The organism is Streptomyces sp. NPDC057302, from assembly GCF_042667685.1.
GTDB lineage: Bacteria > Actinomycetota > Actinomycetes > Streptomycetales > Streptomycetaceae > Streptomyces.
The window spans coordinates 14,135-38,448 of the sequence record NZ_JBHUZJ010000088.1 but is presented as its reverse complement, the minus strand read 5'-3'; the positions used below and the strand labels follow the sequence as shown (position 1 = coordinate 38,448).

General features: G+C 70.3%; 26 protein-coding genes. 14 read left to right on the top strand and 12 right to left on the bottom strand.

The annotated features are described in order from the left end of the window. Positions 1–58: 58 nt before the first annotated feature. On the bottom strand, positions 59–1,036 hold the full coding sequence (locus ACFUPX_RS37825; protein WP_383333101.1) for a zinc-binding alcohol dehydrogenase family protein: 978 nt from the start codon (positions 1,034–1,036) through the stop codon (positions 59–61). A gap of 123 nt (positions 1,037–1,159) precedes the next feature. On the opposite strand from ACFUPX_RS37825, the gene ACFUPX_RS37820 reads away from it, so the two are divergent. Beyond that, a complete protein-coding gene (locus ACFUPX_RS37820) occupies positions 1,160–1,483 on the top strand; it encodes an ArsR/SmtB family transcription factor (RefSeq protein ID WP_383333097.1) in 324 nt (107 codons plus the stop codon). Positions 1,484–1,523: 40 nt separating this feature from the next. On the opposite strand, the gene ACFUPX_RS37815 is transcribed toward ACFUPX_RS37820, so the two are convergent. Together ACFUPX_RS37815 and ACFUPX_RS37810 are read right to left on the bottom strand one after the other, a co-directional pair. After that, a complete protein-coding gene (locus ACFUPX_RS37815) occupies positions 1,524–2,177 on the bottom strand; it encodes a GPP34 family phosphoprotein (protein WP_383333095.1) in 654 nt (217 codons plus the stop codon). A 28-nt stretch (positions 2,178–2,205) separates the two neighbouring features. Continuing rightward, complete coding sequence (locus ACFUPX_RS37810) at positions 2,206–4,092, bottom strand: S9 family peptidase (RefSeq protein ID WP_383333093.1); 1,887 nt, start codon at positions 4,090–4,092, stop codon at positions 2,206–2,208. Positions 4,093–4,237: 145 nt separating this feature from the next. On the opposite strand from ACFUPX_RS37810, the gene ACFUPX_RS37805 reads away from it, so the two are divergent. Further along, positions 4,238–4,963: a DUF3159 domain-containing protein gene (locus ACFUPX_RS37805; protein ID WP_383333091.1), complete on the top strand. Its 726-nt coding sequence runs from the start codon at positions 4,238–4,240 to the stop codon at positions 4,961–4,963. Between the two features lie 26 nt (positions 4,964–4,989). Here the strand turns inward: ACFUPX_RS37805 and ACFUPX_RS37800 are convergent, their stop codons facing one another. Then, positions 4,990–5,454 (bottom strand): nucleoside deaminase, encoded by a 465-nt coding sequence (locus ACFUPX_RS37800; protein WP_383333089.1) that lies wholly within the window; start codon positions 5,452–5,454, stop codon positions 4,990–4,992. A gap of 106 nt (positions 5,455–5,560) precedes the next feature. Here ACFUPX_RS37800 and ACFUPX_RS37795 point away from each other — a divergent pair, with 106 nt between their 5' ends. Beyond that, positions 5,561–6,532 carry a DMT family transporter gene (locus ACFUPX_RS37795; protein ID WP_383333087.1) on the top strand — a complete coding sequence of 324 codons (972 nt, stop codon included), beginning with the start codon at positions 5,561–5,563 and terminating at the stop codon, positions 6,530–6,532. On the opposite strand, the gene ACFUPX_RS37790 is transcribed toward ACFUPX_RS37795, so the two are convergent. Continuing rightward, positions 6,480–7,388 carry a LysR family transcriptional regulator gene (locus ACFUPX_RS37790; protein ID WP_383333085.1) on the bottom strand — a complete coding sequence of 303 codons (909 nt, stop codon included), beginning with the start codon at positions 7,386–7,388 and terminating at the stop codon, positions 6,480–6,482. The two genes, ACFUPX_RS37795 and ACFUPX_RS37790, sit on opposite strands and share 53 nt — an antisense overlap. A 2-nt stretch (positions 7,389–7,390) precedes the next feature. Continuing rightward, positions 7,391–7,714 carry a PLD nuclease N-terminal domain-containing protein gene (locus tag ACFUPX_RS37785; RefSeq protein WP_383333083.1) on the bottom strand — a complete coding sequence of 108 codons (324 nt, stop codon included), beginning with the start codon at positions 7,712–7,714 and terminating at the stop codon, positions 7,391–7,393. 89 nt (positions 7,715–7,803) lie between these two features. Here ACFUPX_RS37785 and ACFUPX_RS37780 point away from each other — a divergent pair, with 89 nt between their 5' ends. Genes ACFUPX_RS37780 through ACFUPX_RS37770 form a run of 3 tightly spaced genes read left to right on the top strand, consistent with a single transcriptional unit; the run spans position 7,804 to position 10,877 of the window. Then, the gene (locus ACFUPX_RS37780; RefSeq protein WP_383333081.1) at positions 7,804–9,261 is read left to right on the top strand and encodes a menaquinone biosynthesis decarboxylase; all 1,458 of its coding nucleotides are present in this window, start codon (positions 7,804–7,806) and stop codon (positions 9,259–9,261) included. A 2-nt stretch (positions 9,262–9,263) separates the two neighbouring features. Next, positions 9,264–10,187, top strand: coding sequence for a menaquinone biosynthesis prenyltransferase MqnP (gene mqnP / locus ACFUPX_RS37775; protein ID WP_383333079.1), 924 nt, complete (start codon positions 9,264–9,266; stop codon positions 10,185–10,187). A gap of 9 nt (positions 10,188–10,196) precedes the next feature. Further along, a complete protein-coding gene (locus ACFUPX_RS37770; RefSeq protein WP_383333077.1) occupies positions 10,197–10,877 on the top strand; it encodes a UbiX family flavin prenyltransferase in 681 nt (226 codons plus the stop codon). Here the strand turns inward: ACFUPX_RS37770 and ACFUPX_RS37765 are convergent. Continuing rightward, positions 10,874–11,002: a hypothetical protein gene (locus tag ACFUPX_RS37765; RefSeq protein ID WP_383333075.1), complete on the bottom strand. Its 129-nt coding sequence runs from the start codon at positions 11,000–11,002 to the stop codon at positions 10,874–10,876. The genes ACFUPX_RS37770 and ACFUPX_RS37765 overlap by 4 nt on opposite strands. A gap of 133 nt (positions 11,003–11,135) precedes the next feature. On the opposite strand from ACFUPX_RS37765, the gene ACFUPX_RS37760 reads away from it, so the two are divergent. From ACFUPX_RS37760 to ACFUPX_RS37740, 5 genes are all read left to right on the top strand, one after another. Beyond that, complete coding sequence (locus ACFUPX_RS37760; protein WP_383269287.1) at positions 11,136–11,591, top strand: Lrp/AsnC family transcriptional regulator; 456 nt, start codon at positions 11,136–11,138, stop codon at positions 11,589–11,591. 62 nt (positions 11,592–11,653) lie between these two features. Continuing rightward, positions 11,654–12,817: an aminofutalosine synthase MqnE gene (gene mqnE / locus ACFUPX_RS37755; RefSeq protein WP_383333072.1), complete on the top strand. Its 1,164-nt coding sequence runs from the start codon at positions 11,654–11,656 to the stop codon at positions 12,815–12,817. Positions 12,818–12,866: 49 nt separating this feature from the next. Beyond that, complete coding sequence (locus ACFUPX_RS37750; protein ID WP_383333071.1) at positions 12,867–13,391, top strand: GNAT family N-acetyltransferase; 525 nt, start codon at positions 12,867–12,869, stop codon at positions 13,389–13,391. A 105-nt stretch (positions 13,392–13,496) separates the two neighbouring features. Next, a complete protein-coding gene (locus ACFUPX_RS37745) occupies positions 13,497–13,787 on the top strand; it encodes a DUF4229 domain-containing protein (RefSeq protein WP_383333069.1) in 291 nt (96 codons plus the stop codon). A gap of 437 nt (positions 13,788–14,224) precedes the next feature. Continuing rightward, positions 14,225–15,586 (top strand): dicarboxylate/amino acid:cation symporter, encoded by a 1,362-nt coding sequence (locus ACFUPX_RS37740; RefSeq protein ID WP_383333067.1) that lies wholly within the window; start codon positions 14,225–14,227, stop codon positions 15,584–15,586. Between the two features lie 81 nt (positions 15,587–15,667). On the opposite strand, the gene ACFUPX_RS37735 is transcribed toward ACFUPX_RS37740, so the two are convergent. Genes ACFUPX_RS37735 through ACFUPX_RS37725 form a run of 3 tightly spaced genes read right to left on the bottom strand, consistent with a single transcriptional unit; the run spans position 15,668 to position 17,839 of the window. Continuing rightward, positions 15,668–16,360 (bottom strand): ANTAR domain-containing protein, encoded by a 693-nt coding sequence (locus tag ACFUPX_RS37735; RefSeq protein WP_383333065.1) that lies wholly within the window; start codon positions 16,358–16,360, stop codon positions 15,668–15,670. A gap of 10 nt (positions 16,361–16,370) precedes the next feature. Then, positions 16,371–17,099 (bottom strand): ANTAR domain-containing protein, encoded by a 729-nt coding sequence (locus ACFUPX_RS37730; protein ID WP_383333063.1) that lies wholly within the window; start codon positions 17,097–17,099, stop codon positions 16,371–16,373. After that, positions 17,096–17,839: a GAF domain-containing protein gene (locus ACFUPX_RS37725; RefSeq protein WP_383333061.1), complete on the bottom strand. Its 744-nt coding sequence runs from the start codon at positions 17,837–17,839 to the stop codon at positions 17,096–17,098. Before ACFUPX_RS37725 ends, ACFUPX_RS37730 begins: the two co-directional genes overlap by 4 nt. 446 nt (positions 17,840–18,285) lie before the next feature. Between ACFUPX_RS37725 and ACFUPX_RS37720 the strand changes: the two genes are divergently transcribed. Both ACFUPX_RS37720 and ACFUPX_RS37715 read left to right on the top strand, forming a co-directional pair. Continuing rightward, entirely contained in the window at positions 18,286–18,999 is a 714-nt protein-coding gene (locus tag ACFUPX_RS37720) for a GAF and ANTAR domain-containing protein (RefSeq protein ID WP_383333059.1), read from the top strand. Positions 19,000–19,120: 121 nt separating this feature from the next. Beyond that, on the top strand, positions 19,121–19,732 hold the full coding sequence (locus tag ACFUPX_RS37715; protein ID WP_383333099.1) for a TetR/AcrR family transcriptional regulator: 612 nt from the start codon (positions 19,121–19,123) through the stop codon (positions 19,730–19,732). Here ACFUPX_RS37715 and ACFUPX_RS37710 read toward each other — a convergent pair. Both ACFUPX_RS37710 and ACFUPX_RS37705 read right to left on the bottom strand, forming a co-directional pair. Further along, a complete protein-coding gene (locus ACFUPX_RS37710; RefSeq protein WP_383333057.1) occupies positions 19,729–20,559 on the bottom strand; it encodes a MaoC family dehydratase in 831 nt (276 codons plus the stop codon). The genes ACFUPX_RS37715 and ACFUPX_RS37710 overlap by 4 nt on opposite strands. Positions 20,560–21,207: 648 nt before the next feature. Beyond that, a complete protein-coding gene (locus ACFUPX_RS37705) occupies positions 21,208–22,539 on the bottom strand; it encodes a 3-oxoacyl-ACP reductase (RefSeq protein WP_383333055.1) in 1,332 nt (443 codons plus the stop codon). A gap of 72 nt (positions 22,540–22,611) precedes the next feature. On the opposite strand from ACFUPX_RS37705, the gene ACFUPX_RS37700 reads away from it, so the two are divergent. Then, positions 22,612–23,919: an acetyl-CoA C-acetyltransferase gene (locus tag ACFUPX_RS37700; protein WP_383333053.1), complete on the top strand. Its 1,308-nt coding sequence runs from the start codon at positions 22,612–22,614 to the stop codon at positions 23,917–23,919. The last annotated feature ends 395 nt before the right edge of the window (positions 23,920–24,314 follow it).

Sequence of the window (24,314 nt, the reverse complement as noted above, 5' to 3'; positions counted from 1 at the left end):
CCGTGACCTGGGGTCACGGGAACCGGCCTCTGCCGTGCGGACAGGTAAGAGGGCGTGATCAGCCCCCCACCCGCAGCAGCAGCTTCCCCGTGCTCGTGCGCGCCCCCATCAAGCGGTGCGCCTCGGCCGCGTCCACCAGCGGGAACTCCGCCGTCACCGGCAGCTCCACCGTGCCGTCGGCCACCTTCGCGAAAGCCCGTGCCGCGATCTCGCGCAGGGCCTCGGGCGCCGACTTGGCGAGGGAGAGGATCGAGAAGCCGAAGACGCCGGTGGCCGTGCCGTACAGCTCGGGCTGGCCCACCTGCCACGGCTGGGCCGAGCTCGCGTTGCCGAAGGACACGAGCCGCCCGAAGACGGCGAGCGCGGTCAGTGCGCTCCGCAGGGCGTCGCCGCCGACCGGGTCCAGGGCGAGGTCCACCCCGCGTCCGCCGGTGGCCGCGCGGACCTCCGCGGCGAAGCCGTCCCCGACGAACACCTCGTCGTAACCGTGCTCCAGCGCGTACTTCGCCTTGGCCTCGCTCGACACGACGCCGTACACCGCGCCCGCGCCGCCCGCCTTCGCCAACTGGCCCACCACCGTGCCGATCCCGCCCGCCGCGCCCTGCACCAGGACGCTCTCGCCCGCGCGCAGCCTGCCCACTTCGTGGAGCAGCGCGTGGGCGGTGGGCAGGACCGTGGGCAGGGTGGCGGCGGTGCGCAGATCGACGCCGCCCGGCAGGGCGAACACCGTCGTCGTGTCGGCGGCCACCACCTCCGCGTACGCCCCGCCGTCGGTGAGCGCGGCGACCTCCTGGCCGACCTCGAACCCCTCGACGCCCGCGCCGAGCGCCCGGACGTGACCGGAGACTTCGAGGCCCGGCACGTAGGGGAGCGAGGGCACGCGGTAGCCCTCGCCGCGGGCCTTCAGGTCGGCGAAGTTCACGCCGGTGTAGGCGACATCGACGGTGATCTGGCCGGGGCCGGGCTCCGGGATGCTCGTGTCCACGGCCTTGAGGACCTCGGGGCCGCCGTACTCCTGAAGCTGGATCGCGCGCATGGTGGACATGGGTGAGCACCCTTCGAGTGTTCAACGGGAAGCGAACACTCAGGAGTGTATGGTTTTCATCGAACACTCGGCAAGGGGCCGAGGGCCGAGAGGTCGCAGGAAGAGGAGCTGGCCGTGGCGAACACCCACCACCGCGCGGCGCCGGTGCACGTCCACCCGGACGAGGTGCCCGTACTGACCGCGCTCACCGCACTGGCCGATCCCGTACGCCTGGAACTGGTGCGGGAGTTGGCCTCGTCCTCCGACTGGACCCGCTCCTGCGGCAGCTTCGACGTGCCCGTCGGCAAGGCGGCGCTCAGCCATCACTTCGGGGTGCTGCGGGGAGCGGGCCTCGTCGAGCAGCGGGACGAGGGGCCCCGGCGGGTCAACCGCCTGCGCCGGGAGGAGTTCGACGCGCGCTTCCCCGGACTGCTCGCACTGGTCCTGCGGCCCGGCTAGGCCCCCCCCCCGCGTCGGCCGCCCCCCCGCTTTGTCCCGCTCAGGCGCTCCAGCCGCCGCCGACCGCCCGGCTCGACAGATACGAGTCGCGCAGCGCCTTGCGCAGCCCGGGGACGAGCTCGTCGAACCGCCCCGCGAGCGCCTTGAGTGCCTGCTTGTGGGTGCGGCGGTCCGCGCGGCTCCACACGCAGGTGACCTCCAGTTCGGCCGCGAACACGGCCATGGCCAGCTCCTCCAGCGGCGCCGACGCCGGGTCGGCTCCACCGAGCACGGTGTCGCGTACGCGCTCCTGAAGGGCGCGCACCTCTTCCGGGCGGGAGACGGTGACGCGGTCGGCCGGGATGAGCCCCATCACCTTGCCCCGGGAGAGGGTGATGTCCCCCGAGGCGGCGAGCTGGTCGCGGACCGGGGTCTCGGCGGTGTGGGCCTTGTTGTGCACGAACTGCAGCCAGCCCTTCGGCTTGGCGTCGGGCAGATCGCTCCACACCGCTGCGGCGAAGGAGTTCTCCGGCGCCTTCCCCGGCCTCCGGATCACCTTCCCGCCCGTGGCGTCGAGCAGCCCGTCACGAGCCAGCTCGGTCAGGGCTCCGGCGCGCAGCAACTGGCCGCGCCCCTGGAGGTTGTCGAGCTGGAACTTGCCCTGGTCCACGGTGTAGCAGAGCAGGTACAGCCGTTGCGGCAGCGTCTGGGGCATGTCGTCTCCCAAGAAAGCGGTACGAGGTCTAGAAGCGGGCCTGGAACCCCAGGTGTTCGGCCAGGAAGCGTTCCGCCGCCGTGTAGAGGGCGATCACGTTCTCCGGGTTCTCGATGGCGTGGCCCTCGTCCTTCATGACCGTGTACTCGACGGGGACGCCTCGCGCGCGAAGGGCTTCGACGAGCCGGTCGGACTCGGCGAGGACGACGCGGGCGTCGTTGGCGCCGTGCACCACCATCAGCGGTGTGCGGATCCGGTCGACGCGGCTGATCGGGGAGCGGGCCAGCATGTCGGCCTCCTGCTCCGGATCGGCGGGATCGCCGACGTACGTGAACCAGTTGTAGGCGAGCATCGGTTTGACGAAGTCCGGCTGGCTGCGCATGAAGTTGGCCAGGTCCGAGATGCCGACGACGTCGATGGCGGCCGCGAAGACGTCCGGGGTGAAGGTAACCCCGACCAGTGACGCGTAACCGCCGTACGAGCCGCCCATGATGGCCACGCGGGCCGGGTCGACGTACCCCTGATCGACCGCCCACCGCACGCCGTCGATGAGGTCGTCGTGCATCTTGCCCGCGAACTCCCCGATCCCGGCCCGGGTGAACGCCTTCCCGTACCCGGTGGAACCCCGGAAGTTGACCTGCAGCACCGCACAGCCGCGGTTGGCGAAGAGCTGCGCCGCCGGGTTGTACCCCCAGCTGTCCCGGGTCCAGGGGCCGCCGTGGACGAACAGCACCAGCGGCAGCCGGGACGGCTCGACACCGACCGGCAGCGTCAGGTACGAGGGCAGCGTGAGACCGTCGCGCGAGGTGATCGACACCGGGCGCATCGGTGCGAGCGCCTCGGGGTCCAGGTCCGGCTTCGCCCGGTGGAGCAGGCGGCTGCGGCCCGTGGTGTGGTCGTAGAGGTAGGTGACCCCGGGGTCGCGGTCGTGGGTGAAAGCGGCCACCCACCGCTGTCCGCTCTCGTCGGACGACACCCCGGCGAGATCGCCGTCGGAGAGCTTCTCCAGGTTCTCCAGTACGGCGGCGAAGTGCGGGTCCAGCGCGTGGATCACCTGCCGCTCCCCGAGGTAGCGGACCCCGAGCAACTCGCCTGTGCGGCGGCTGCGGATGAGAGGGGAGGGCAGGGCGGGGAAGACCCGCGCCCGGGTGTCCAGGTCGTACCGCGGATGGGAGTCGACCTCTTCCTCCTCGCCGGTGGCCAGGTCGAGCCGGGCCAGGCGGAGCCGGTCGCCGCCGCGGTTCGAGCCGAGCCACACGCCGGTGCCGTCCGGCGTGACCTCCATGGGGTAGATGCCCAGCGGAGCGTCACCGCCCTCGAACCGCGCCACCGGGTCCAGCGCGCCCGTCGCCCCGTCCCACCGCGACAGTTGGACGTCACCCTCGGCCGTGGTCGCCACCGCGAACAGCTCGCGCTCGCCGTACAGCCACCCTTCGACGCCGCCCTCCGGGCTCTGGGCGAGGGTCGTGAGGTCGCCGGTGGCGATGTCCAGTTCCACCAGGTCGAACTGGGCCCGGTCGCGCAGGTTCAGATGGGTGATCACCTTGCCGGGGCGCCCGGCGGGCAGGTCCAGGCCCATGGTGCGCACTCCCGGGTAGGGCGTGAGGTCCACCGCGGGGGCGTCCGGATCCTCCAGGTCGACGCGGTAGAGGTGGAGGTTCTCGTCGCCGCCCTGGTCCCGGGAGTAGAGCAGCCACCGCGGGTCACGCGTCCAGTGGTAACTCACCACCCCGCGGTCCTCGGTGGTCACGCATCGCGCGTCCCCCGGTGCGTCGACGCTCTCGATCCAGACGTTCAGGCGGTTCTCCCACAGCGCCAGATACGCGAGTTTGCTGCCGTCCGGCGAGAGAGTCGTCTTCGCGCGGGTAGGCGGCCCGAAGAACTCCTCGACGGAGATGGTCTCCCGCAGTGCCATGTCGATGCCGTTCCTTCCAGGGCTTGTCTGTCACTTAATGACAAGATAGCATCAAGTGACGAAGTGCAGCAGAGGTGAAGTGCGGCAGGGACGAAGCGGCATCACACCTCGCCCCCCCCAGACGAACTCGGGAGAACTGACCACCATGAAGACCAAGAGCTTCCTGGCGACAGAGACCGACGCACAGGCGGAGCACCCCGGCACACCGGCGGCACAGGCGGCACGGGCGGAGCAGACGGCGCCCCGCCCGCAGCCTTCGGCCCTCGACCAGGCGGGAGGCACCAAGGGGATCGTCTACTCGGCGCTGCCCGTGCTGGCCTTCGTCGTCGCCAACAGCGCGGCCGGACTGCGGGTGGCCGTCATCGCCGCCCTCGCCGTCGCGGTCGGCATCGGCGTGGAGCGGCTGGTGCGCAAGGAATCCGTGCAGCCCGCGATCGGCGGCGTCTTCGGCGTCGCGATCGCCGCCGGTGTCGTCTGGTTCACCGGCTCCGCCAAGGACTACTTCCTCATCGGCATCTGGGCGAGCCTGGCCGGCGCCGTCCTCTTCCTGCTCTCCGTGCTCGTGCGGTGGCCGCTGGTCGGCGTGATCTGGAACGCGGCCACCGGCAAGGGCAGCGTCTGGCGCGCGGACAAGCGCTCGCGGTTCTACTACGACGTCGCCACCCTCGCGCTGACCGCGGTCTTCGGCGCCCGGTTCGCCGTCCAGCAGTACTTCTACGCGACCGACCAGGTCGGTTCGCTGGGCTTCGCCAAGATCGCCATGGGCTTCCCGCTGCTCGCCCTCGCCTTCCTGGTGGCCGCGTGGGCCGCCCGCCGCTCGAACAAGCGGCTCGCGTCGATCGGCCTCCTGCCCGAGAAGCAGCACGGATGATCCGGCTTGCCACCAGGCAACCGGCCCTAACCCAGGCCGATGTCCTCGTGCCAGAGCTCCGGTCGCGCGGCGATGAAGTCCTCCATCATCGCCGCGCACGCGGCGTCATCGAGGATCACGATCTCCACGCCGTGCTCGGCCAGCCAGTCGTGCCCGCCCTGGAACGTCCGCGCCTCGCCCACGACCACCCGCGAGATCCCGAACTGCCGGACCAGACCGCTGCAGTACCAGCAGGGGGAGAGCGTCGTGACCATCGTCGTCCCGCGGTAGGTGCGCTGCCGTCCCGCGTCCCGGAACGCCGACGTCTCCGCGTGCAGGGACGGATCACCGTCCTGCACGCGGCGGTTGTGCCCCCGGCCGAGCAGAGCGCCGTCGGCGGCGTAGAGCGCGGCGCCGATCGGGATGCCGCCCTCCGCCAGGCCCCGCCGGGCCTCCTCCACCGCCGTCGCGAGCCACGCGCGGGCCTGTTCCTGCTCCGATGACCGAACCATGTGCGCACCTTTCGTCAGGGCCCATCGTCCCTGCCGATGGCCCCATCGGCAGGACGCCCCACTGGCTCGTGGACCAGCGCATACGCCCGCTCGTAGCTTCATGGGCATGACCTCCACGACCCCCGTGACCCCCGTGACCCCCGTGAACCCCGTGACCGCGGAGCACAAGGGCACGGCCCAGCTCACCGCCGCGATGATGCTCTCCGGCACCCTCGGCATCTTCGTCGTCGAGTCGGGCGCCTCGGCCTTCAACGTCGTGTTCTTCCGCGTGCTCTTCGGCGCCCTCGCCCTCGGCGCCTACGCCTTCGCCCGCGGCTACTTCCGCGATCACGGCATCACCCCGAAGAAGCTCGGACTCGCCGCGCTCGGCGGCGCGTTCATCGTCTTCAACTGGGTGTTCCTCTTCAAGGCGTACGAGGCGACCTCGATCTCCCTGGCCACCGTCGTCTACCACACGCAGCCGTTCCTGCTCGTGCTGCTCAGCGCGGTCATCTTCCGCGAGCGGCTGACCCGGCATCAACTGCTGTTGCTGGGCGCCGCGTTCGCCGGTCTCGTGCTCGTGTCCGGGGTGCGCCCCGGCGATCTCGGCTCGCTCACCGGCATCGGCTTCGCGCTCGCCGCCGCGCTGCTCTACGGCCTCTCCACGCTCGTGACCAAGCGCATCACCGGCGTACGCCCCCACCTCATCGCCCTGATCCAAGTCCTCGTCGGCATCCCGCTGTTGCTGCCCTTCGCCGACTTCGGCGCGATGAGCGGGACGGGCGCGGGCTGGGGCTGGCTCATCGGGCTCGGCGTCATCCACACCGGACTGATGTACGTCCTGATGTACGCGGCGTACGCGAAGCTGCCCACCGCCAAGATCGCCGTACTCGCCTTCACCTACCCGGCGGTCGCGATGGTCGCCGACTGGGCCGTCTACGGGCACCACATCGGGCTCGTCCAGGCGCTCGGCGTACCGCTCATCGTCCTCGCGAGCCTGAAGATCAACCGCGCCAAGTCACCCGATCCGGTAGCCGGTTCAGCGGCTAGCGCGACTCCGCTGCCTGCTCCCGCACCAGCCGTACCGACTGCTCGATGAACAGCCGCACATGGGAGGCGAGCCGCTTGCCCGACCGCCACGCCAGCTGCGTGTGCAGGACGAAGGGCGGATCCCACGGCAGCGCGACGAGCACACCCGAGGTCAGCTCCTCGCGCACCGCCATCCGCGGCAGCAGCGCCACCCCGAGGCCACCGGCGACCCCCCGCTTGGTGGCCTCGATCGTGCCGAACTCCATGAACGGCGGCGGGGAGCCGTTCCGCACCCGCAGCTCGTCCTCGAAGAGGTCGCGGTAGGGGCAGCCCGGTTCCGTGCCGACCAGCTGCACCGCCGCCAGATCGCCCGTGGCCAGCGAGTCGCCCCCGTGCCCGGCCAGCGGATGCGTCGGCGCGCAGACCAGGACCAGCGGCTCCTCGGCGAGGACCTCGGTCTCCAGGCCCGCGTGCTCGGTCTCCCGCTCCATGAGGAACCCCACGTCGTACGTCCCCTGCCGCAGCGCGTGGCGCGTCTCGTCGCCCAGGGTGGGGCGCAGGGAGAGCTGCACCTTGGGGTAGCGGTGGTGGAAGAGTTCGAGCAGCGGGGGCAGGCGGTAGGAGGTCAGCGACTCCATCGTGCCGACCGCGATCGCGCCGCTCGGCTCCCCGGCGTCCACGACCGCCGTCCGCGCCTCGTCCGTCAGCTCGATGATCTGCCGTGCGTAGGGGAGCAGGCGTTCGCCCGCCGCCGTCAGCCGGATGCGGCTGCCGAGCCGGTCGAAGAGTTCGGCGCCGAGCGAGGACTCCAGGGAGCGGATCTGGCTGGTGACGCTGGACTGCGCGTACTTCAGCTCGGCAGCGGCCTGCGTGAAGCTGAGTACGGACGCGACCTTTTCGAAGGTGACGAGCAGCCGCAGTTCCATCGTCAGCCCTCCGTGCCCTTGTCCCGCTTCTTCTCGTCGGGGTCCTCGTCCCGCAGAGACTTCAGGAACTCGGGGTTGTCGTCCGGTGCCACCCACTGCCCGCCACGCCCGGCGCGCGGGCCACCCCCGGCGCCGGGAGCCTTGCGCACCTTGCCCGTGACGAACCAGGCGATCGGTCCGAGCAGGACCTCGCCGAAGAGCAGCACGATGATGACCCAGACCACCTTCGGCAGATGCCTGATCTCCTTCTCCGGAGTGTTCAGGACATCGATGAAGGCATAGATCCACACGGCCAGGACCAGCAGGAACGGCAGATACCTGAGCATGGTTGCGCGATTCCCCAAGCGACGAAGGAGGGGCGGCGTGCGGGCCCCGCTGTCGGGGCCAGGGTAGCCGGTGACCGATACTTGACCGCATGGCTTATGACGATCTTCGCTCCCTGCTCCGTGCACTGGAGCGCGAGGGCGATCTCAAGCGCATCAAGGCCGAGGTCGATCCGTATCTGGAGGTCGGCGAGATCACCGACCGGGTGCAGAAGTCCGGCGGCCCCGCGCTCCTCTTCGAGAACGTCAAGGGCTCGGCGATGCCCCTTGCGATGAATGTGTACGGGACGGACCGACGCCTCCTGAAGGCGCTCGGCCTGAAGTCGTACGCCGAGATCAGCGACAAGATCGGCGGCCTGCTCAAGCCCGAGCTGCCGCACGGCTTCGTCGGTGTGCGCGAGGCCTTCGGGAAGCTCGGCGCCATGACGCACGTACCGCCGAAGAAGGTGAAGTCCGACAACGCGCCCGTGCAGGAGGTCGTCCTCACCGGTGACGACGTCGACCTGGAGAAGCTGCCCGCGCTCTTCACCTGGCCCGAGGACGGCGGCTCCTTCTTCAACCTGGGCCTGACCCACACCAAGGACCCGGACACCGGGGTGCGCAACCTCGGCCTGTACCGCCTCCAGCGCCACGACAAGCGCACCATCGGCATGCACTGGCAGATCCACAAGGACAGCCGCAACCACTACCAGGTGGCCGCCCGCAGGGGCGAGAAGCTGCCGGTCGCGATCGCCTTCGGCTGTCCGCCCGCCGTGACGTACGCGTCCACGGCGCCGCTGCCCGGTGACATGGACGAGTACATGCTGGCCGGGTTCGTCCAGGGCAAGCGCGTGGAGATGGTCGACTGCAAGACGGTCCCGCTCCAGGTGCCCGCGCACGCCGAGGTCGTCATCGAGGGCTGGCTGGAGCCGGGCGAGATGCTGCCGGAGGGCCCCTTCGGCGATCACACCGGCTTCTACACGCCGCAGGAGCCGTTCCCCGCCCTGAAGATCGACTGCGTGACGATGCGGAAGCGTCCGCTGCTCCAGTCGATCGTGGTGGGCCGCCCGCCGACGGAGGACGGGCCCCTCGGCCGCGCCACCGAGCGCTTCTTCCTGCCGCTCCTCAAGGTGATCGTCCCGGACATCGTGGACTACCACCTGCCGGAGTCCGGCGGCTTCCACAACTGCGCGATCGTCTCGATCGACAAGAAGTACCCGAAGCACGCGCAGAAGGTCATGCACGCCATCTGGGGCGCCCACATGATGTCGCTGACCAAACTGATCGTGGTCGTGGACAAGGATTGCGACGTCCATGACCTGCACGAAGTGTCCTGGCGCGCGCTCGGCAACACCGATTACGCGCGCGACCTGACGGTGGCCGAAGGTCCCGTCGACCATCTCGACCACGCCTCCTACCAGCAGTTCTGGGGCGGCAAGGCGGGAATCGACGCGACGAAGAAGCTGCCCGAAGAGGGATACACCCGGGACGGGGGCTGGCCGAACATGGTCGAGTCCGACCCGGAGACGGCGTCGAAGGTCGACCGCCGCTGGAAGGAGTACGGGCTCTAAAGATGAGTGCTGATTCAGCCACCCCGGAACTCTTCGGGCCCGAGCCCGCCCCGCCCGGCAAGGTCAAGGCGTTCCTGCGCCTCGTCATGATCGAGCACTCGGTCTTCGCCCTGCCCTTCGCCTACATCGCGGCGCTGACCGCGATGTTCCAGCTGGACGAGAACATCCACTGGGGCCGCCTGCTCCTGGTGACCGTCTGCATGGTCGGCCTGCGGACGTTCGCCATGGCCGCGAACCGCATCATCGACCGGGAGATCGACGCCCGTAACCCGAGGACCGCCCACCGCGAGCTCGTCACGGGCGCGGTGTCCGTGAAGTCCGCGTGGACGGGCGCGCTCATCGCGGTCGTCATCTTCCTCGGCTCGGCCGCCCTGCTCAACCCGCTCTGCCTGGCGCTGGCGCCCATCGCGGTGATCCCGATGGTCGTCTATCCCTACGGCAAGCGGTTCACGAACTTCCCGCAGGCGATCCTGGGCCTGGCCCAGGCCATGGGTCCGGTCGGCGCCTGGATCGCGATCACCGGCGAGTGGTCGTGGCAGGCCGTCGTCCTCGGGCTGGCGGTCGGCGTCTGGATCGGCGGCTTCGACCTGATCTACGCCTGCCAGGACGTGGAGACGGACCGCGAGGTCGGCGTGAAGTCGGTGCCCGCGCGGTTCGGCATCCCGGCCGCGATCTGGGGTGCGCGCGGCTGCCATCTGGTGACCACGGCCCTGTTCGTCTGGTACGCCGCCTCGACCGACGCGGGCGCGTTCCTCTGGCTCGGCATCGCGGTCGTGGCGGGCGCGTTCGTCTACGAGCACTCCCTTGTGAAGCCGCACGATCTGTCGCGCCTCAACCGCGCCTTCTTCCAGGTCAACGGCTTCATCGGGATCGCGCTCTTCGTCTGCGCGCTGCTCGATCTGCTGGTGCGCGGTCTGACCGTCTAGGCTCACAGCGTGAAGCCAGGAGATACACAGCGTAAGCCTTGGATCGTGGGGGTCTCGGGGGCCTCAGGGACTCCGTACGCCGCCGCCGTGCTGCGGGCGTTGCTCGCGGCCGGGGAGAGCGTGGACCTGGTGGTCTCGCGGGCCTCGCGGCTGACGATCCTCGACGAGACGGGCATCGCCTTCCGGGACGCGCACTGGCAGGACGACCTGCGGGAGTGGCTCGGCCGTGGCGCCGACGGCAAGCCGGGGACCTTCGACGTGCCGGTGGACGGCGTGCGGTACTGGGCGGCCGGGGATCTGGCGGCCGGTCCCTCGTCGGGGTCGTACGCGACCAAGGGGATGCTGATCGTGCCCGCTTCCACGGCGTGCGTGGCCGGGGTGGCGCTCGGGCTCTCGAAGGACCTGCTCCAGCGGTCGGCGAGCGTGACGCTCAAGGAAGGCCGCCGGCTGGTCGTCTGCGTACGCGAGACACCGCTGAACGGGCAGACGCTGAAGCACTTGGTGACGCTGGACGAGGCGGGCGCGGTCGTGCTGCCCGCCTCTCCGGCGTTCTACGCGGGGGCGACGCACATCCAGGATCTGGTGGACTTCGTCGCCGGGCGGACGCTCGACGCGGCAGGGGTGCCGCACCGGTTGTACCGCCGTTGGAAGGGAGAGCTCGGTTCAGGCTCTGCCCCTTCGGGGGACTAGCGCTTCTTGGCGGCGCGCTTCGTGCTGCGCTCGGCCTTGGGCGCGGCGGTCTGGTGGGCACGCGAGCGGTTGGCCAGGTCCTGCAGCTCGCGCATCCGGGCGTAGGCCATCTCGATCGAGTACACGGGTGACTCACTCCTGAAGATTCGTCGTTGATTTGCTGAGATTGAGAAAGATTCACAGGGGCTAGACCCTGTTGCACCTTAGATTCTACACATAGACTCGCGGTATCGCTGAATAATGAAAGGCATCGCACCTATGGACGCCGTGGACAGGCAGCTCATCCAGGCCCTGCGCGAGAACGGCAGGGCCTCGTACGCCGAACTCGGCCGTCTCGTCGGCCTCTCGGGACCGAGCGTCACGGACCGGATCAACCGCCTCGAAGCGGCGGGTGTCATCACCGGATACCGCGCGACGGTGGACTCCGCCTCGCTCGGTCTCGGCGTCATCGCCCTCATCGGCATCTCCCTCTCGGACGCCGCCGACCACGAGGACGTGGCGCGCCGGCTGAAGGACCTGCACGAGATCGAGGACTGCTGGTTCATCGCGGGCGACGACTCGTACATGCTCAAGGTGCGCGCCAGTGACGTGGACGGCCTGGAGAAGACGATCCGCAGGCTGAGCGGCACGAAGGGCGTCTCCAGGACGCGTACGACGATCGTGCTCTCCACGAAGTGGGAGAACCGGGTCGGGGAGCTGCCGGAAGAGTCGTAGGCGGTTAGGCGTACCGTGGGCGAGGCCCGATTTACGTAGACATTTGGAGAGGCGGCCGGCGCATGGACGTGGGACTCAAGCGCGAGCTAGAGGAGAAGGTCCGGGCCGGTGAGCGGCTGTCCCGCGAGGACGGCATCGCTCTCTACGAGTCGGACGATCTCGCCTGGCTCGGCGGTCTCGCCCACGAGGTGCGCACGCGCAAGAACGGCGACGTCGTGCACTTCAACGTCAACCGCCACCTCAACATGACGAACGTGTGCACCGCCTCGTGCGCGTACTGCTCCTTCCAGCGCAAGCCGGGCGAGAAGGACGCGTACACGATGCGCATCGAGGAGGCCGTCCGCCTCGCCAAGGCGATGGAGGGCGAGAACCTCACCGAGCTGCACATCGTCAACGGCCTGCACCCGAACCTGCCGTGGCGCTACTACCCGCGTTCGCTGAGCGAGCTCAAGAAGGCGCTCCCGGACGTGTCCCTGAAGGCGTTCACGGCCACGGAGATCCACCACTTCGAGACGATCTCGGGGATGTCGGCGTCCGACATCCTCGACGAGCTGATCGAGGCCGGTCTGGAGTCGCTGACCGGTGGCGGCGCGGAGATCTTCGACTGGGAGGTCCGCCAGCACATCGTCGACCACCGCACCCACTGGGAGGACTGGTCGCGCATCCACCGGCTCGCGCACGAGAAGGGTCTCAAGACCCCGTGCACGATGCTGTACGGCCACATCGAGGAGCCCCGTCACCGGGTCGACCACGTGCTGCGCCTTCGCGAACTCCAGGACGAGACCGGCGGATTCCAGGTCTTCATCCCGCTGCGCTACCAGCACGACTTCGTGGACATGAAGGACGGCAAGGTCCGCAACCGCCTCCAGGCGCGGACCACCATGGCGTCCGGCGCCGAGGCCCTGAAGACCTTCGCGGTCTCGCGGCTCCTCTTCGACAACGTCCCGCACGTCAAGGTCTTCTGGGTCATGCACGGCCTGCAGACGACGCAGCTCGCGCTCCAGCACGGCGCGGACGACATGGACGGCTCGGTCGTCGAGTACAAGATCACGCATGACGCGGACAACTTCGGTACGCCGAACAAGCTGACGCGGGAGGACCTGCTCGACCTCATCCGCGAGGCGGGCTTCCGCCCCATCGAGCGCAACACCCGCTACGAGTCGATCCGTGAGTACGACGGCCCCGACCTGTCGCTGCGGGAGTCGCCGCAGGCGATGCGGGTCTGAGGCTCCCGGCCGGTTGAGGCGACGGATGGGTAATAGTTAACCTAGCCCTATGACGCTTACCTTCCGGCTGGACCCGGAGATCGATCCCGCCCTCCGTGACGGCGTCCTCGCCCTCTGGGCCGACGTGTCCAACGCCGGCGGGGCCGTCGGCTTCGTGCCGCCCGTGACGGTCGAGGACATACGGCCCGAGTGGCTGAAGCGCCTGACCCAGCTGAGCGAGGGGCACACCCGCCTCCTCGTCGGGTACGACGAGGACGGCGCCGTCGCCGCGACCGCCTTCCTCACGTACAACACGCACCGGCTGATGAAGCACTGGATCTGGCTGTACGTGGTGATGGTGCACCCCAAGCACCAGGGCAAGGGATACGGGCGCGACCTGATGGCCGCCGCCGCGGACGCCGCCCGGGGGATCGACGGCATCGAGGCGATCCGGCTGACCTGCCGTGGCGGCACGGGAGTCGACCGGTTCTACGAGTCCTGCGGATACAAGGAGGTCGGGCGGGTGCCCGGCGCCATCCGCGTCGCCCCCGGCGACGACCGCGACGACATCACGATGCTGCTCCCGCTCGGCTGACGGTTCCGGGAGGGTTCACCCCCTTGCTGGACGCGACCCCTCCCGTGCTTCACTGGAGGGGCTCGTCCTACTCGGGCCCATTTCGGAACGGAAGAGTGGATTGACATGCTCCGCTACACGCTGATGCGCCTCGGACTCTTCGTGGGCTGCTTTTTCGCGGTCTGGGGACTTGTCTACGCCGGGATCCTGCCGAAGGGCCTCGGAGACTCCAACCTCCTGTGGGTCCTGCTGCTCGCGCTCGTCATCTCCGCGCCCCTCAGCCTCGTGCTGCTGCGCAAGGAGCGCGACCGGGCATCGGTCCAGGTCGTCGAGCGCGTCGAGCGGACCAAGGCCAACCTGGAGGCGAACCGCACCCAGGAGGACATCGCCGACGACGCGGCCCGCGCACAGTCGTAAGGCCCGCGCACAGCCGTAAGGTTCGTCACAAGAACTCAGCCCCGGTGCTGGAGCAGTCGCTCCGCCACCGGGGTTTCTTGCGTCCCGGGGGCGACTCGCCCTCCAACCGGCCGCGTCTACCTCAAACAACACCTTTGATGTTCTCAAAGTTCAAGTGTTAACGTGTTCGACATGAAGACAGCTGTCGCGCCCCGCATCCTCACGAGCGTTCCGCTCGTGGCGCGCCTGCATGTCGATCTCTGCCGCTGCATGTCCGCGGCCTGTCGCCGTCGTCTCTGAGTTCTCGCCGAGCCTCTCCGAGCAGCGCGAACGACAAGCATCAAGCGACAAGCACCAAGTGACATCTGCACTGCAGCGGCGCCGTTACGGCCGTCCCGTCTGACCCCCTTCGCGGTCGCCGCTCCCTCACGTCCCCCGCCATTACCCGGAGTGTGTCCGTGTCCGCGAACTCCCCCGTATCCCCGGTCGACGCGACCGACGAGCCGAAGTCCGGCTCGCGGATACCCACCTTCCTCAAGCTGCCCTTCTGGGCCCAGATCCTCGGCGGTCTGGTCCTCGGTGTCCTGCTCGGCTGGCTGGCCCGCAGCCAGGACGTGTCCTGGCTCGTCACCACCCTGGACAAGGTCGGAACCACCTTCATCGGCCTCCTGAAGCTGGCGGTCGCCCCGCTCGTCTTCTTCGCGATCCTGGTGTCGATCACCAACCTGCGCAAGGTCAACAACGCGGCGCGGCTCGCCACGCAGACGCTGATCTGGTTCATGATCACGTCGCTGATCGCGGTCGTCATCGGCCTCGCCATCGGGCTCATCACCAACCCGGGCGCCGGCACGGGACTCACCCCGAAGGACGGCGCCAAGCCGGACCACGCGGGCTCCTGGATCGACTTCCTGACCGGGATCATCCCGACGGACGTCATCACGCCGTTCACCGAGCTCAACGTCCTGCAGATCGTCTTCATGGCCGCCGTCGCCGGTATCGCCGTACTGAAGATCGGCGAGAAGGCGCAGCCGATCCTGGAGCTGAGCGAGTCCGTCCTGGCTCTCCTCCAGAAGGCCCTGTGGTGGGTCATCAAGCTCTCGCCGATCGGCACCATCGGCCTCATCGGCTTCGCCATCGCCGACTACGGCTGGGACCTGATCAGCAAGTACGCGACGTTCACCGCCGACATCTACGTCGGCTGCGCCATCGTGATGTTCGGCGTCTACCCGCTGCTGCTCTCCACGGTCGCCAAGGTCAACCCGCTCCAGTTCTTCAAGGCAGCCTGGCCCGCGATCCAGCTGGCGTTCGTCTCGCGCTCCTCGGTCGGCACGATGCCGGTCACCCAGAAGGTCACCGAGCGGCTCGGCGTGCCGAAGGAGTACACGTCCTTCGCGGTGCCGTTCGGCTCCACCACCAAGATGGACGGCTGCGCCGCGATCTACCCGGCGATCGCCGCGATCTTCGTCGCGCAGATCTTCGACGTGCAGCTCGGCATCAAGGAGTACGTCCTCATCGCCTTCGTGTCGGTGGTGGGTTCCGCGGCCACGGCCGGTCTGACGGGCGCCACGGTCATGCTGACCCTGACCCTGTCGACGCTGGGCCTGCCGATGGAGGGCGTGGGTCTGCTGCTCGCCATCGACCCGGTCCTGGACATGATGCGCACCGCGACGAACGTCGCAGGACAGGTCGCGACGCCGCTGATCGTGGCCGCGCGGGAGAACATCCTCGACCGCGACAAGTACGCGAAGGCCACGTCGTCCCCGCTCGACGGGTACGACGAGCCCGCCGACGAGCCGCAGTCGGTGCCTGTCGCCGCCTGACGTCCCCCGGCTCGTCGCGTCGCGTGCCCCTGTGCCCCTGATCGGGGCGCGGGGGCACGTCCATGTCCGGGGCGGGCTCCGCTAGTCGAGGCGGTGGGTTTCCAGGACCTGTTCGGCCGTGTGCAGCAGGGGCTGGTTGTGGCGGAAGGCGTGGGCGCGCAGGAGGGCCAGGGCGTCGTCGGGGGTGAGCCCGTCCTTGGCCGCGATGACACCGGCGGCCATGTGGACGGTCGGGGGATAGCCCTGCGGTCCGCGCTGGGTGGGGGCGGGTCCGTTGGTGAGCAGGTGCGGGTGCTCCTGGAGGGCGAGCAGGGCCAGGATGGGGGCGTACGCGCAGGCCCGCTGCCTCTGTACGGGGCTGAAGGGGGCGGGCGCGCAGCGGTAGAGGTCCATGGCGCCGAAGGCCAGGCCGCCGAGGGCCAGGGGGAGCGCCAGGACGCTGCGGGCGCCCTGTTCGGAGGCCAGGGGCGCGTAGGCGGGCCAGCGGGCGGCTGCCTGGTGCAAGTCCACGGCACCGACAGGGATACGGCGGATGTACGCGTCGGTGCACGGCCCCTCGCCCGTGACCAGCTGGGCGTCTTCCGCGCTCCGGGCGCGCTCGTCGGTGGCCGCGGCCAGCACGCGCAGCTCTCCGGCGACGACGAGAGTGGCCCCGGCGAAGTCGGCTTCCAGGTCCTCGGCGCAGGCCCGGCAGGCGACGGTGAGCGTGAAACCGCCGGTGCGGGCGGCGGCGGCGATGCGTTGCCAGGCCGCGGCGTGGTGGTCGTGGGTCACGAGGGGTCCCTCAGGGGCGCTGGATGGCCGACGGTTCGATGGAGCCGTCGATGAGTTGCTTGCAGAGCCCGGCCAAGGACTGCTGGTGGGCGCGTGCGTGATGGCGCAGGGCGTCGAACGCCTCGCCGAGCGTGCTCTGCCAGCGCTCGGCGAGGATCCCCTTGGCCTGCTCGATGAGGATGCGGCTGGAGAGGGCGGCCCGCAGCTGGGCCCGCTCGATGTTGCCGTGCACGACGGAGCGGTGTTGCAGGATGGCAATGGTCGCCACGTCGGCCAGCGCTTGTGCCACGCGCGCGTCGCTGTCGCCGAGCTTCTGTTCGCGGCTGTCGAAGAGGCTCAGCGCGCCCACGCTCTGGCGGCGCAGGCGCATCGGCAGGGCGTGGGTGGTGGCGAATCCCGTCGCGCGGGCGCGCTCGGCGAAGCGCGGGAACGCGGCTGTCTCCTGGGGGGACTTCAGGGCGATGTTGAGCAGGGCGGTGCCGTGCCGGTGGCATTCCACGCAGGGGCCCTGTTCGGTCTGGAGGGCGAACAGTTCCAGCAGCCGGGTGTGTTCGTTCGACGCGGCGATCAGCTGCAGCTTGCCGGTGGGGTCGGCGAGCATGACTCCGACGGCGGAGATGTCCAGCAACGCGTTGCAGCGGTCGCACAGTTGGTGAAGGAAGTCGATCAGGTCGAAGTCGTCGACGAGGGTGTCGACGGCATCGACCATGGCCGCCAGAAGTTGTTCTTCACGTGTCATGGCCCTTCAGTCCCTTCACCGGCAGGAATGTCCGGCCCGTTTTCTTCATTGTGGAAGGTCAATCGCCTGGCTACCACGTCCTCGGCTACCTCCACCACGGGCCGCCCGTGTCGGTAGGCGTGGGCGCGCAGCCGCAGCAGGGCCTGGGCGAGTGAGACGTCGGCCTGGACGCTGACCATGCCACTGGCCTGGTGCACCGCGGCCCGGTAGAAGTCGGAGGAGTCGGCGCCGGTCGCGAAGGCGTCTTGGTGGGGACCGCTCTCCAGCAGGAGGGCGGTCAGAGCGTTGGCCACGATCCAGGCGTCGGCCGCCGCCGAGTCCGGGAGCGGGCCGGGGGCCATGCGTTGCAGGGTCAGCGTGCCCAGGCAGGCGGACCCGACGGACAGGGGGAAGCAGAAGAGCGCGCCGACGCCCAGCGCCGTGGCCTCGGGTGACAGCGCGGGCCACCGGTCCGCCGGGAGGCTAGACAGATCCGCCACCAGGACGGGCGTGCACGAGGCGGCCACCTCCAGTGCCGGCCCCTCCCCCAGGGTGAACTGGAGGTCCTCCAGCCATGCGCTGGCGCCCGCCGTGGACCAGAGGAGTTCGCTCAGGCCGCCGTCGGTCGTCGCGGAGACGGCGATGCCGTCCACGCGCAGGGCCTGGACGCACAGCTTGGGGTCGGCACCGATCAGGCCCGCATGTCCGTGGGAGGGGTGCAGGCTCTGGAGCACGGCAGTCAAGTCACTGTCGATGCCCATCGCTCTCACCTCCGGTACTGCCTCAGGAGGTGCCTCCGCGGAGCGGAGAACGTGCTGACGACGGCATCAGTCTAAAGAGTTTTCGGCCGCGCACACCTTTGGCGACAAGAAACGAGTACCCCGGCATTGCGTCCTCAAGCACCGCCGAAGAGGAGGCGGAATACGGGGCGTTGGGGAAACCGGGGTGAACGCCGGGCGAGGCGTACTGTGGAAGCGCAGGCTGCCCTCAGGCGACAACGCTCGCCAACCTCAGACCTGACATTGGCTTCCGATCGGGGCAGCATCGGCGGTGAATGCCGGAGTTCGGACGCCACGATGACCGCGCACCGCAACACGATGACCGCACGCCGCAAGAGGGCTCGCCTGCCCGCTTCCTCTTCTTCCGCCTCCGCCTCCGCTTCCCTCTCTGCTTCGAGCCTTCGGTGACCGGCCCCAGGCCGGAAGCGGTGGCCCTCGCCGCACGCTACGCGGGCCAGGGCCAGCCGGGGCTGCGCATCGGTGAGGCGTGCCGGATGGCCCTGCGCAGGTCGTACTCGGTGGGAATCGCACTCGCGGTCGACGCCGCCCTGGCGCAGCGGGTCTCCCTGTGCGCGGCGGGACCGCTGGCGCCCAAGGGCGAGGAGTTGCAGATCAGCCTCGGTGAGGGGCCGTGCGTACAGGCCCTGGGGGAGCGGGCTCAGGTCCTCGTCGAGGACCTCGACGACCCCGTCGCCACGCGCCACTGGCCCATCTACGCCAAGCAGGCCAAGGAGCACCACATCCGGGCGGCCTTCGCCCTGCCCGTCCTGAACGGCTCCGACCCCGCGCAGCAGGCCGGGTTCGTCCTCACCCTTTACCGCCACCGCCCCGGCCCGATTTCCGATGCCGACCTGCGCACCGCGCAGGACCATGCCGACGCCGCCGATCTCCTGCTGCTCGCAGCGCCCGTGCCGAGCGAGGACGACCTCGTCCACGCGTGGCTGCTGCCGGCCGACGCGGTGGTCCACCAGGCCATCGGCATGATCAGCTACCGCCACTCCCTCACCACGGGCCAGGCCCTCGCCCTGCTGCGCGCCCACGCCCACACCGACGCGACGCCGCTGTCCGCGCTGGCCTATGCCGTCGTCGACGACGGCTTCATGCTCGACGATCCGCCCGCGTCCGGCGTGACGGAGAGCTGAGGTCCGCCGGGGAGGGCCTGACCGTAGGCTGGTCCTTTCTGTGCGTGGGTTGTGTGGAAGGTGGGCGGCCGGGGTGGGCGACGTGAAGGCCGAAGGTGCGGCGGGGAAGCGGCAGAAGCGGATGCCGCGGGCCGTGCGGGAGCAGCAGATGCTGGACGCGGCCGTGCGGATCTTCGGGCAGCGGGGGTATCGGGCGGCCTCCATGGATGAGATCGCGGAGGTCGCGGGGGTCTCGAAGCCGCTGGTGTACCTCTACCTGAACTCCAAGGAAGACCTGTTCACCGCGTGCATCCGGCGGGAGGCGGCGGCGCTGGTCGCGGCGGTGCGGGGCGGGGTGAGCGAGGGTGGCCCCGCCGACCGGCAGCTGTGGGCCGGGCTGCGGGCCTTCTTCACGCATACCGCGGAGCGGCCCGACGCGTGGGTGGTCCTGCACAACCAGGCGCGTACGCAGGGGGAGCCGTTCGCCGCCGAGGTCGCCGTGATGCGCGAGGAGGTCGTGGCCTTCGTGACGTACTTGATCGCGGAGGCGGCCCGCGAGGCCCACCGGAATCCGGAGCTGGCGGAGCGCGAAGTGGCGGGCCTCGCGCAGGCGTTGGTGGGGGCGGCGGAGTCGCTGGCCGGCTGGGCGAACGGGGATACGTCGGTGTCGGCGAAGGAGGCTGCGGCGACGTTGATGAACTTTGCGTGGGCGGGGCTGGGGGAGTTGATGGAGGGGCGCAGGTGGAAGCCTTAGCGGATGGTTCCGCGGAGGTGGGTGGTGGTGGGGTTGGCGGCGTTGGTGGCGCTGCGGAGTTCGAAGGACGGGCCGTCGGCGGCGTAGGTGACGGTGCTGGGGAGCAGCACGGGCGACTTGAAGTCGATGTGTACGTGGGTGGCTTCCGTGGGTGTGCCGTACTCCGCGAGGCAGCGGGCCGCGGTCCACATGCCGTGCGCGATGGCTCGGGGGAAGCCGAGGGCGCGTGCGGTGAGGGGGTACAGGTGGATGGGGTTGCGGTCACCTGAGACGGCGCCGTAGCGGCGGCCGAGGTCTGGGGGGAGCGGCCACTCTTCCTGGGCGGGGAGCGGGGTGTCGCTCTGGTGGGGGTGGCCGGCCGGTGTCCCGGTGGTGGTGGTGGTGGGGTGGCGGGCGAGGTAGGTGCTGCTGGAGGTCCATACGAGGGTGCCGTCGACGCGGGCTTCCGTGACGAGGGTGGCTTCGGTGCCGCGGCGGTGGGGGCGCAAGTGAGCCGCGTGGACGGAGAGTTCGAGGACGTCGGTGGTGGTCAGGGCCCGATGCTGGGTGATCCCGATGGAGGTGTGGACGAGCCCGAGCAGCGGCAGCGGAAAGGCACGGGTGGTCATGAGGCGCATGGCCAGGGGGAAGCTGAGGACGTGGGGGTAGGTGAGGGGGAGGGTGTGCTGGGGGGTGCGGTAGCCGCAGAGGCGGGAGTAGGCGGCGAGGTGGGTGGGGCGGGGGCGGACGTTGGTGAGGGTGGGGCGGGCGTGGGGGAGCGGGGCGTCGGGGCGGGGCCGCTTCAGCGGGGAGAGGATCGCGCCGCGGAGGAGCAGGGGGGCGAGCATGGGGGTTCCTTTCGGGGGCTGCGGGTGCGGTGTGGGTGCGTCGGTGCCGGGCCCCTCGTGTGGGGCTGCTTCGGTTCGGGCGGACGTACCGCCATGTCTCTGCGGGTGCGGGGGCGTGTTGCGGTGTGGGTGCGTCGGTGCTGGGCCGGTATGTCTGGCCTCGTGTGGGGTTTGCTCGCCATGTCCCTGTGGGTGCGTGGGGCGTGTTGCGGTGTGGGTGCGTCTGTGGGGCGGTGCTGGGCCGGTGTGTCTGTCCTCGCGTGGGGCTGCTCGCCATGTCTCTGCGGGTGCGTGGGGCGTGTTGCGGTGCTGGTGCGTCTGTGGGGCGGTGCCGCGCCGGTATGTCCGTCCTCGCCATCGTCCGGTGGCCGCGGGGCTGCTTCGGTTCCGGAGCGCCGGGAACCGTGCTCCGGGCGGAAATACCGGCACGTCCCCTCACGAGCGTCGCCGACTGCAGCGCCGCGACGGCAGACCCCCACCCCACCCGTACGGACAACCAACCCTCTGCCGCCGCGGGGCAATCGGGTGGGTGGGTGGGAAAGGTCTGTTCGGGTGGAGGTGGATGCGGGGTGATCGGGTGGGTGGGTGGGAGAGGTCTGTTCGGTCAGGGGTGGATGCGGGGCAAGCGGGGGCCGGTTCGGGCGAGGGCTACGACCCGAGGAGGCTTTGGCCGCAGACCCGAATCACCTGACCGTTCACCCCGCCGGAGGCGCCCGCCGCGAGCCACGCCGTGGTTTCGGCCACGTCCACCGGCAGACCCCCCTGCGCCAGGGAGTTCATCCTGCGTCCCGCCTCGCGGATGAAGAGAGGGACCGCCGCCGTCATCTTCGTCTCGATGAAGCCGGGGGCCACCGCGTTCACCGTCACCCCGTACTCCGCCAACGCCCCCGGCGCCAACGACCGCACCAGGCCGATGATCCCCGCCTTGCTGGCCGCATAGTTCGTCTGCCCGACATTCCCCGCGATCCCGGCGATCGAAGCCGTGGCCACCACCCGCCCACCCCGGTTCAACGTCCCCGACTTCAGCAGCGCGTCCGTCGTACGCAGCACGCTCGTCAGGTTCACGTCCAGGACCGGATCCCAGCGGTCCGCCGCCATGTTGGCCAGCTTGCGGTCCCGCGTGATCCCCGCGTTGTGGACGAGGATGTCCAGGCCCCCGGGAGCGAGCGCCGAAGCGATGCGCTCCCCGGCGTCGTCCGCCGTGATGTCCAGCGGCAGCGCCGTCCCGCCGATACGGTCCGCGACCCGCACCAAGTCCCCCTGCGCGGACGGCACGTCGAGTACGACCACCCGCGCCCCGTCCCGCGCAAGCACCGAAGCCACCGCCTCGCCGATCCCCCGCGCCGCCCCCGTCACCAGAGCCGTACGCCCCGCCAGCGGGCGGTCCCAGTCCACGGGCGGCTGCTCCGGCTCCGACGCCTCCCCCACCTCGATCACCTGCCCGCTCACATACGCCGACCTCGGTGAGAGAAGGAACCGCAGCGTCGACTCCGCCGCCCCCGCCGAGCGCACGCGGACCAGCGTCGCCGTGCGGCCCCTGCCCAGCTCCTTGCCCAGGGAGCGTACGAAGCCCTCCAACGCCTGCTGGGCGGCGGCCTGGTGGTGGTCGGAGGGCGAGACCGGGGCGCCCAGGACCACCACGCGGCCGTTCTCCGCCACCGAGCGCACTACGGGGTGCAGGGCCGCGTGCACCTGGGCGAGGCCCGGAGTGTCGCTTATGCCCGTCGCGTCCAGTACCACCGCCACGGGGCGGGAGGTGGAGGCGTCCGTGGCGAGCGTGAGGTTCGTCCGTGTCAGGAGTTGTCGGACGGATGACGAGCCGTGGAGGGAGTCCCCTGCCGTCAGATGCAGCAACTCGCCCTCCAGGGAGGGCTTTTCCGGTGTCCAGCGGCGCAGCGCCGACGGCTGCGGCAGGCCGAGCCTTCGAGTGAGGAAGCGGCCGGGTGCGGTGCCCGTGAAGTTCAGATAGCGGTCGGCCATTGTCCAACTCCCAGCTCGGTCGTAAATTTACTTCAGAGTAAGGTTACTCAAGGGTCAGGAGCTGGTCGAGACATGAATCTGCCCACCACCCGCCGCGTGGCGGTCATCGGCGGCAGCCGCATCCCCTTCGCGCGCTCCGACGGCCCGTACGCCACCGCGTCCAACCAGGAGATGCTGACCGCGGCCGTGGACGGGCTCGTCGAGCGGTACGGGCTCGACGGGGACGGCGCCGTCGGCGAATTCGTCGCCGGCGCCGTGCTCAAGCACAGCCGGGACTTCAATCTCGCCCGCGAGACCGTCCTCGGCTCACGCCTCGCGCCGACCACGCCCGCGTACGACATCCAGCAGGCCTGCGGCACCGGTCTGCAGGCCGTCATCGCCGCCGCCAACAAGATCACCCTGGGGCAGACGGAGTCCGCGGTCGCGGGCGGCGCCGACACCGCGAGCGACGCGCCCCTCGGCGTCAACGACTCCCTGCGGAAGATCCTCCTGGCGGCCCGTCGCGCCAAGACGGCCGGCGGCAGGGTCAAGGCCCTCGCCCGCGTACGGCCCTCGCACCTCGTGCCCGAAATTCCCCGCAACGCCGAGCCCCGCACCGGGCTTTCGATGGGCGAGCACGCCGCCGTGACCGCCAGGGCGTGGGGCATCACCCGCGAGGCGCAGGACGAACTCGCCGCGGCCAGCCACCAGCGGCTCGCCGCCGCGTACGGCAGGGGGTTCCTGGACGGGCTGGTCGTGCCCTTCCGCGGGCTCGACCGGGATCAGAATCTGCGGCCGGGGTCGAGCGTCGAGAAGCTGGCGAAGCTGAAGCCTGTCTTCGGCGTGACCGGAGTGAAGGGGGCCGACCCCGATCCCGGCCCCGATCCCAACCCCACCATGACCGCGGGGAATTCGACCCCCCTTACCGATGGCGCCGCCGTGGCCCTGCTCGCCGGCGAGGAGTGGGCGCGGGCGCGTGGGCTCGAACCGCTGGCCTATCTCACCGCGTACGAGACCGCCGCCGTCGACTTCGTCGGGGGTGACGTGGCGGGTGGCGAGGACGGGCTCCTCATGGCGCCCGCCTACGCCGTGCCGCGGATGCTGGAACGGGTCGGGCTCGGCCTCGCGGACTTCGACTTCGTCGAGGTCCATGAGGCCTTCGCCTCCCAGGTCCTCGCCACGCTCGCCGCCTGGGAGAAGCGGGGCCTGGGCGTAGTGCCCCGGGACCGCCTCAACGTCGCCGGCTCCTCACTCGCCACGGGCCACCCGTTCGCCGCCACCGGCGCAAGAATCGTCGCCACACTGGCAACGCTGCTGGCCGAACGGGGCGGTTCCGGGCGCGGGTTGATCTCGATCTGCGCGGCGGGTGGTCAGGGGGTCACCGCGATCCTTGAGCGGTAGCCGGGGGTGGTGGTCGCGAGTGGTAGCCGCGAGTGATGGCCGCACGCGGCTACCGCTGGCAGCGGTAGCCACGAGCGATAGCCGCGTGCGGTGGTCGCGAGTGGTAGCCACGTGCGGTAGCCACCAGCCGTAGCCGCGTGCGGTAGCCGCGAGCGGTAACCGTCAGCCGTAGCCACGAGCGCTCACCACGTGCGGTAGCCGTCAGCCGTAACCACGTGCGGTAGCCACCAGCCGTAGCCGCGGGCGGTGATCGTCAGCGGGAGTGGGGCGGGTACTTTTCCCCGGGCCCGTCCCTCCCCGGGCCCGTCCCTCCCCGGGCCCGTCCCTCCCCGAGTCCGCTCCTCCCCGAGTCCTGAGTCCCGAGCCCCCCACCCGCAGCCCGCCCACCCCGACCC

Excerpts from the sequence above, each read along its gene's own strand:
- ACFUPX_RS37825 (WP_383333101.1), bottom strand. The coding sequence starts at position 1,036 with ATGCGCGCGATCCAGCTTCAGGAGTACGGCGGCCCCGAGGTCCTCAAG.
- ACFUPX_RS37815 (WP_383333095.1), bottom strand. The coding sequence starts at position 2,177 with ATGCCCCAGACGCTGCCGCAACGGCTGTACCTGCTCTGCTACACCGTG.
- ACFUPX_RS37810 (WP_383333093.1), bottom strand. The coding sequence starts at position 4,092 with ATGGCACTGCGGGAGACCATCTCCGTCGAGGAGTTCTTCGGGCCGCCT.
- ACFUPX_RS37805 (WP_383333091.1), top strand. The coding sequence starts at position 4,238 with ATGAAGACCAAGAGCTTCCTGGCGACAGAGACCGACGCACAGGCGGAG.
- ACFUPX_RS37800 (WP_383333089.1), bottom strand. The coding sequence starts at position 5,454 with ATGGTTCGGTCATCGGAGCAGGAACAGGCCCGCGCGTGGCTCGCGACG.
- ACFUPX_RS37795 (WP_383333087.1), top strand. The coding sequence starts at position 5,561 with ATGACCTCCACGACCCCCGTGACCCCCGTGACCCCCGTGAACCCCGTG.
- ACFUPX_RS37790 (WP_383333085.1), bottom strand. The coding sequence starts at position 7,388 with ATGGAACTGCGGCTGCTCGTCACCTTCGAAAAGGTCGCGTCCGTACTC.
- ACFUPX_RS37785 (WP_383333083.1), bottom strand. The coding sequence starts at position 7,714 with ATGCTCAGGTATCTGCCGTTCCTGCTGGTCCTGGCCGTGTGGATCTAT.
- ACFUPX_RS37780 (WP_383333081.1), top strand. The coding sequence starts at position 7,804 with ATGGCTTATGACGATCTTCGCTCCCTGCTCCGTGCACTGGAGCGCGAG.
- mqnP (WP_383333079.1), top strand. The coding sequence starts at position 9,264 with ATGAGTGCTGATTCAGCCACCCCGGAACTCTTCGGGCCCGAGCCCGCC.
- ACFUPX_RS37760 (WP_383269287.1), top strand. The coding sequence starts at position 11,136 with ATGGACGCCGTGGACAGGCAGCTCATCCAGGCCCTGCGCGAGAACGGC.
- mqnE (WP_383333072.1), top strand. The coding sequence starts at position 11,654 with ATGGACGTGGGACTCAAGCGCGAGCTAGAGGAGAAGGTCCGGGCCGGT.
- ACFUPX_RS37750 (WP_383333071.1), top strand. The coding sequence starts at position 12,867 with ATGACGCTTACCTTCCGGCTGGACCCGGAGATCGATCCCGCCCTCCGT.
- ACFUPX_RS37745 (WP_383333069.1), top strand. The coding sequence starts at position 13,497 with ATGCTCCGCTACACGCTGATGCGCCTCGGACTCTTCGTGGGCTGCTTT.
- ACFUPX_RS37730 (WP_383333063.1), bottom strand. The coding sequence starts at position 17,099 with ATGACACGTGAAGAACAACTTCTGGCGGCCATGGTCGATGCCGTCGAC.
- ACFUPX_RS37725 (WP_383333061.1), bottom strand. The coding sequence starts at position 17,839 with ATGGGCATCGACAGTGACTTGACTGCCGTGCTCCAGAGCCTGCACCCC.
- ACFUPX_RS37715 (WP_383333099.1), top strand. The coding sequence starts at position 19,121 with ATGCCGCGGGCCGTGCGGGAGCAGCAGATGCTGGACGCGGCCGTGCGG.
- ACFUPX_RS37710 (WP_383333057.1), bottom strand. The coding sequence starts at position 20,559 with ATGCTCGCCCCCCTGCTCCTCCGCGGCGCGATCCTCTCCCCGCTGAAG.
- ACFUPX_RS37705 (WP_383333055.1), bottom strand. The coding sequence starts at position 22,539 with ATGGCCGACCGCTATCTGAACTTCACGGGCACCGCACCCGGCCGCTTC.
- ACFUPX_RS37700 (WP_383333053.1), top strand. The coding sequence starts at position 22,612 with ATGAATCTGCCCACCACCCGCCGCGTGGCGGTCATCGGCGGCAGCCGC.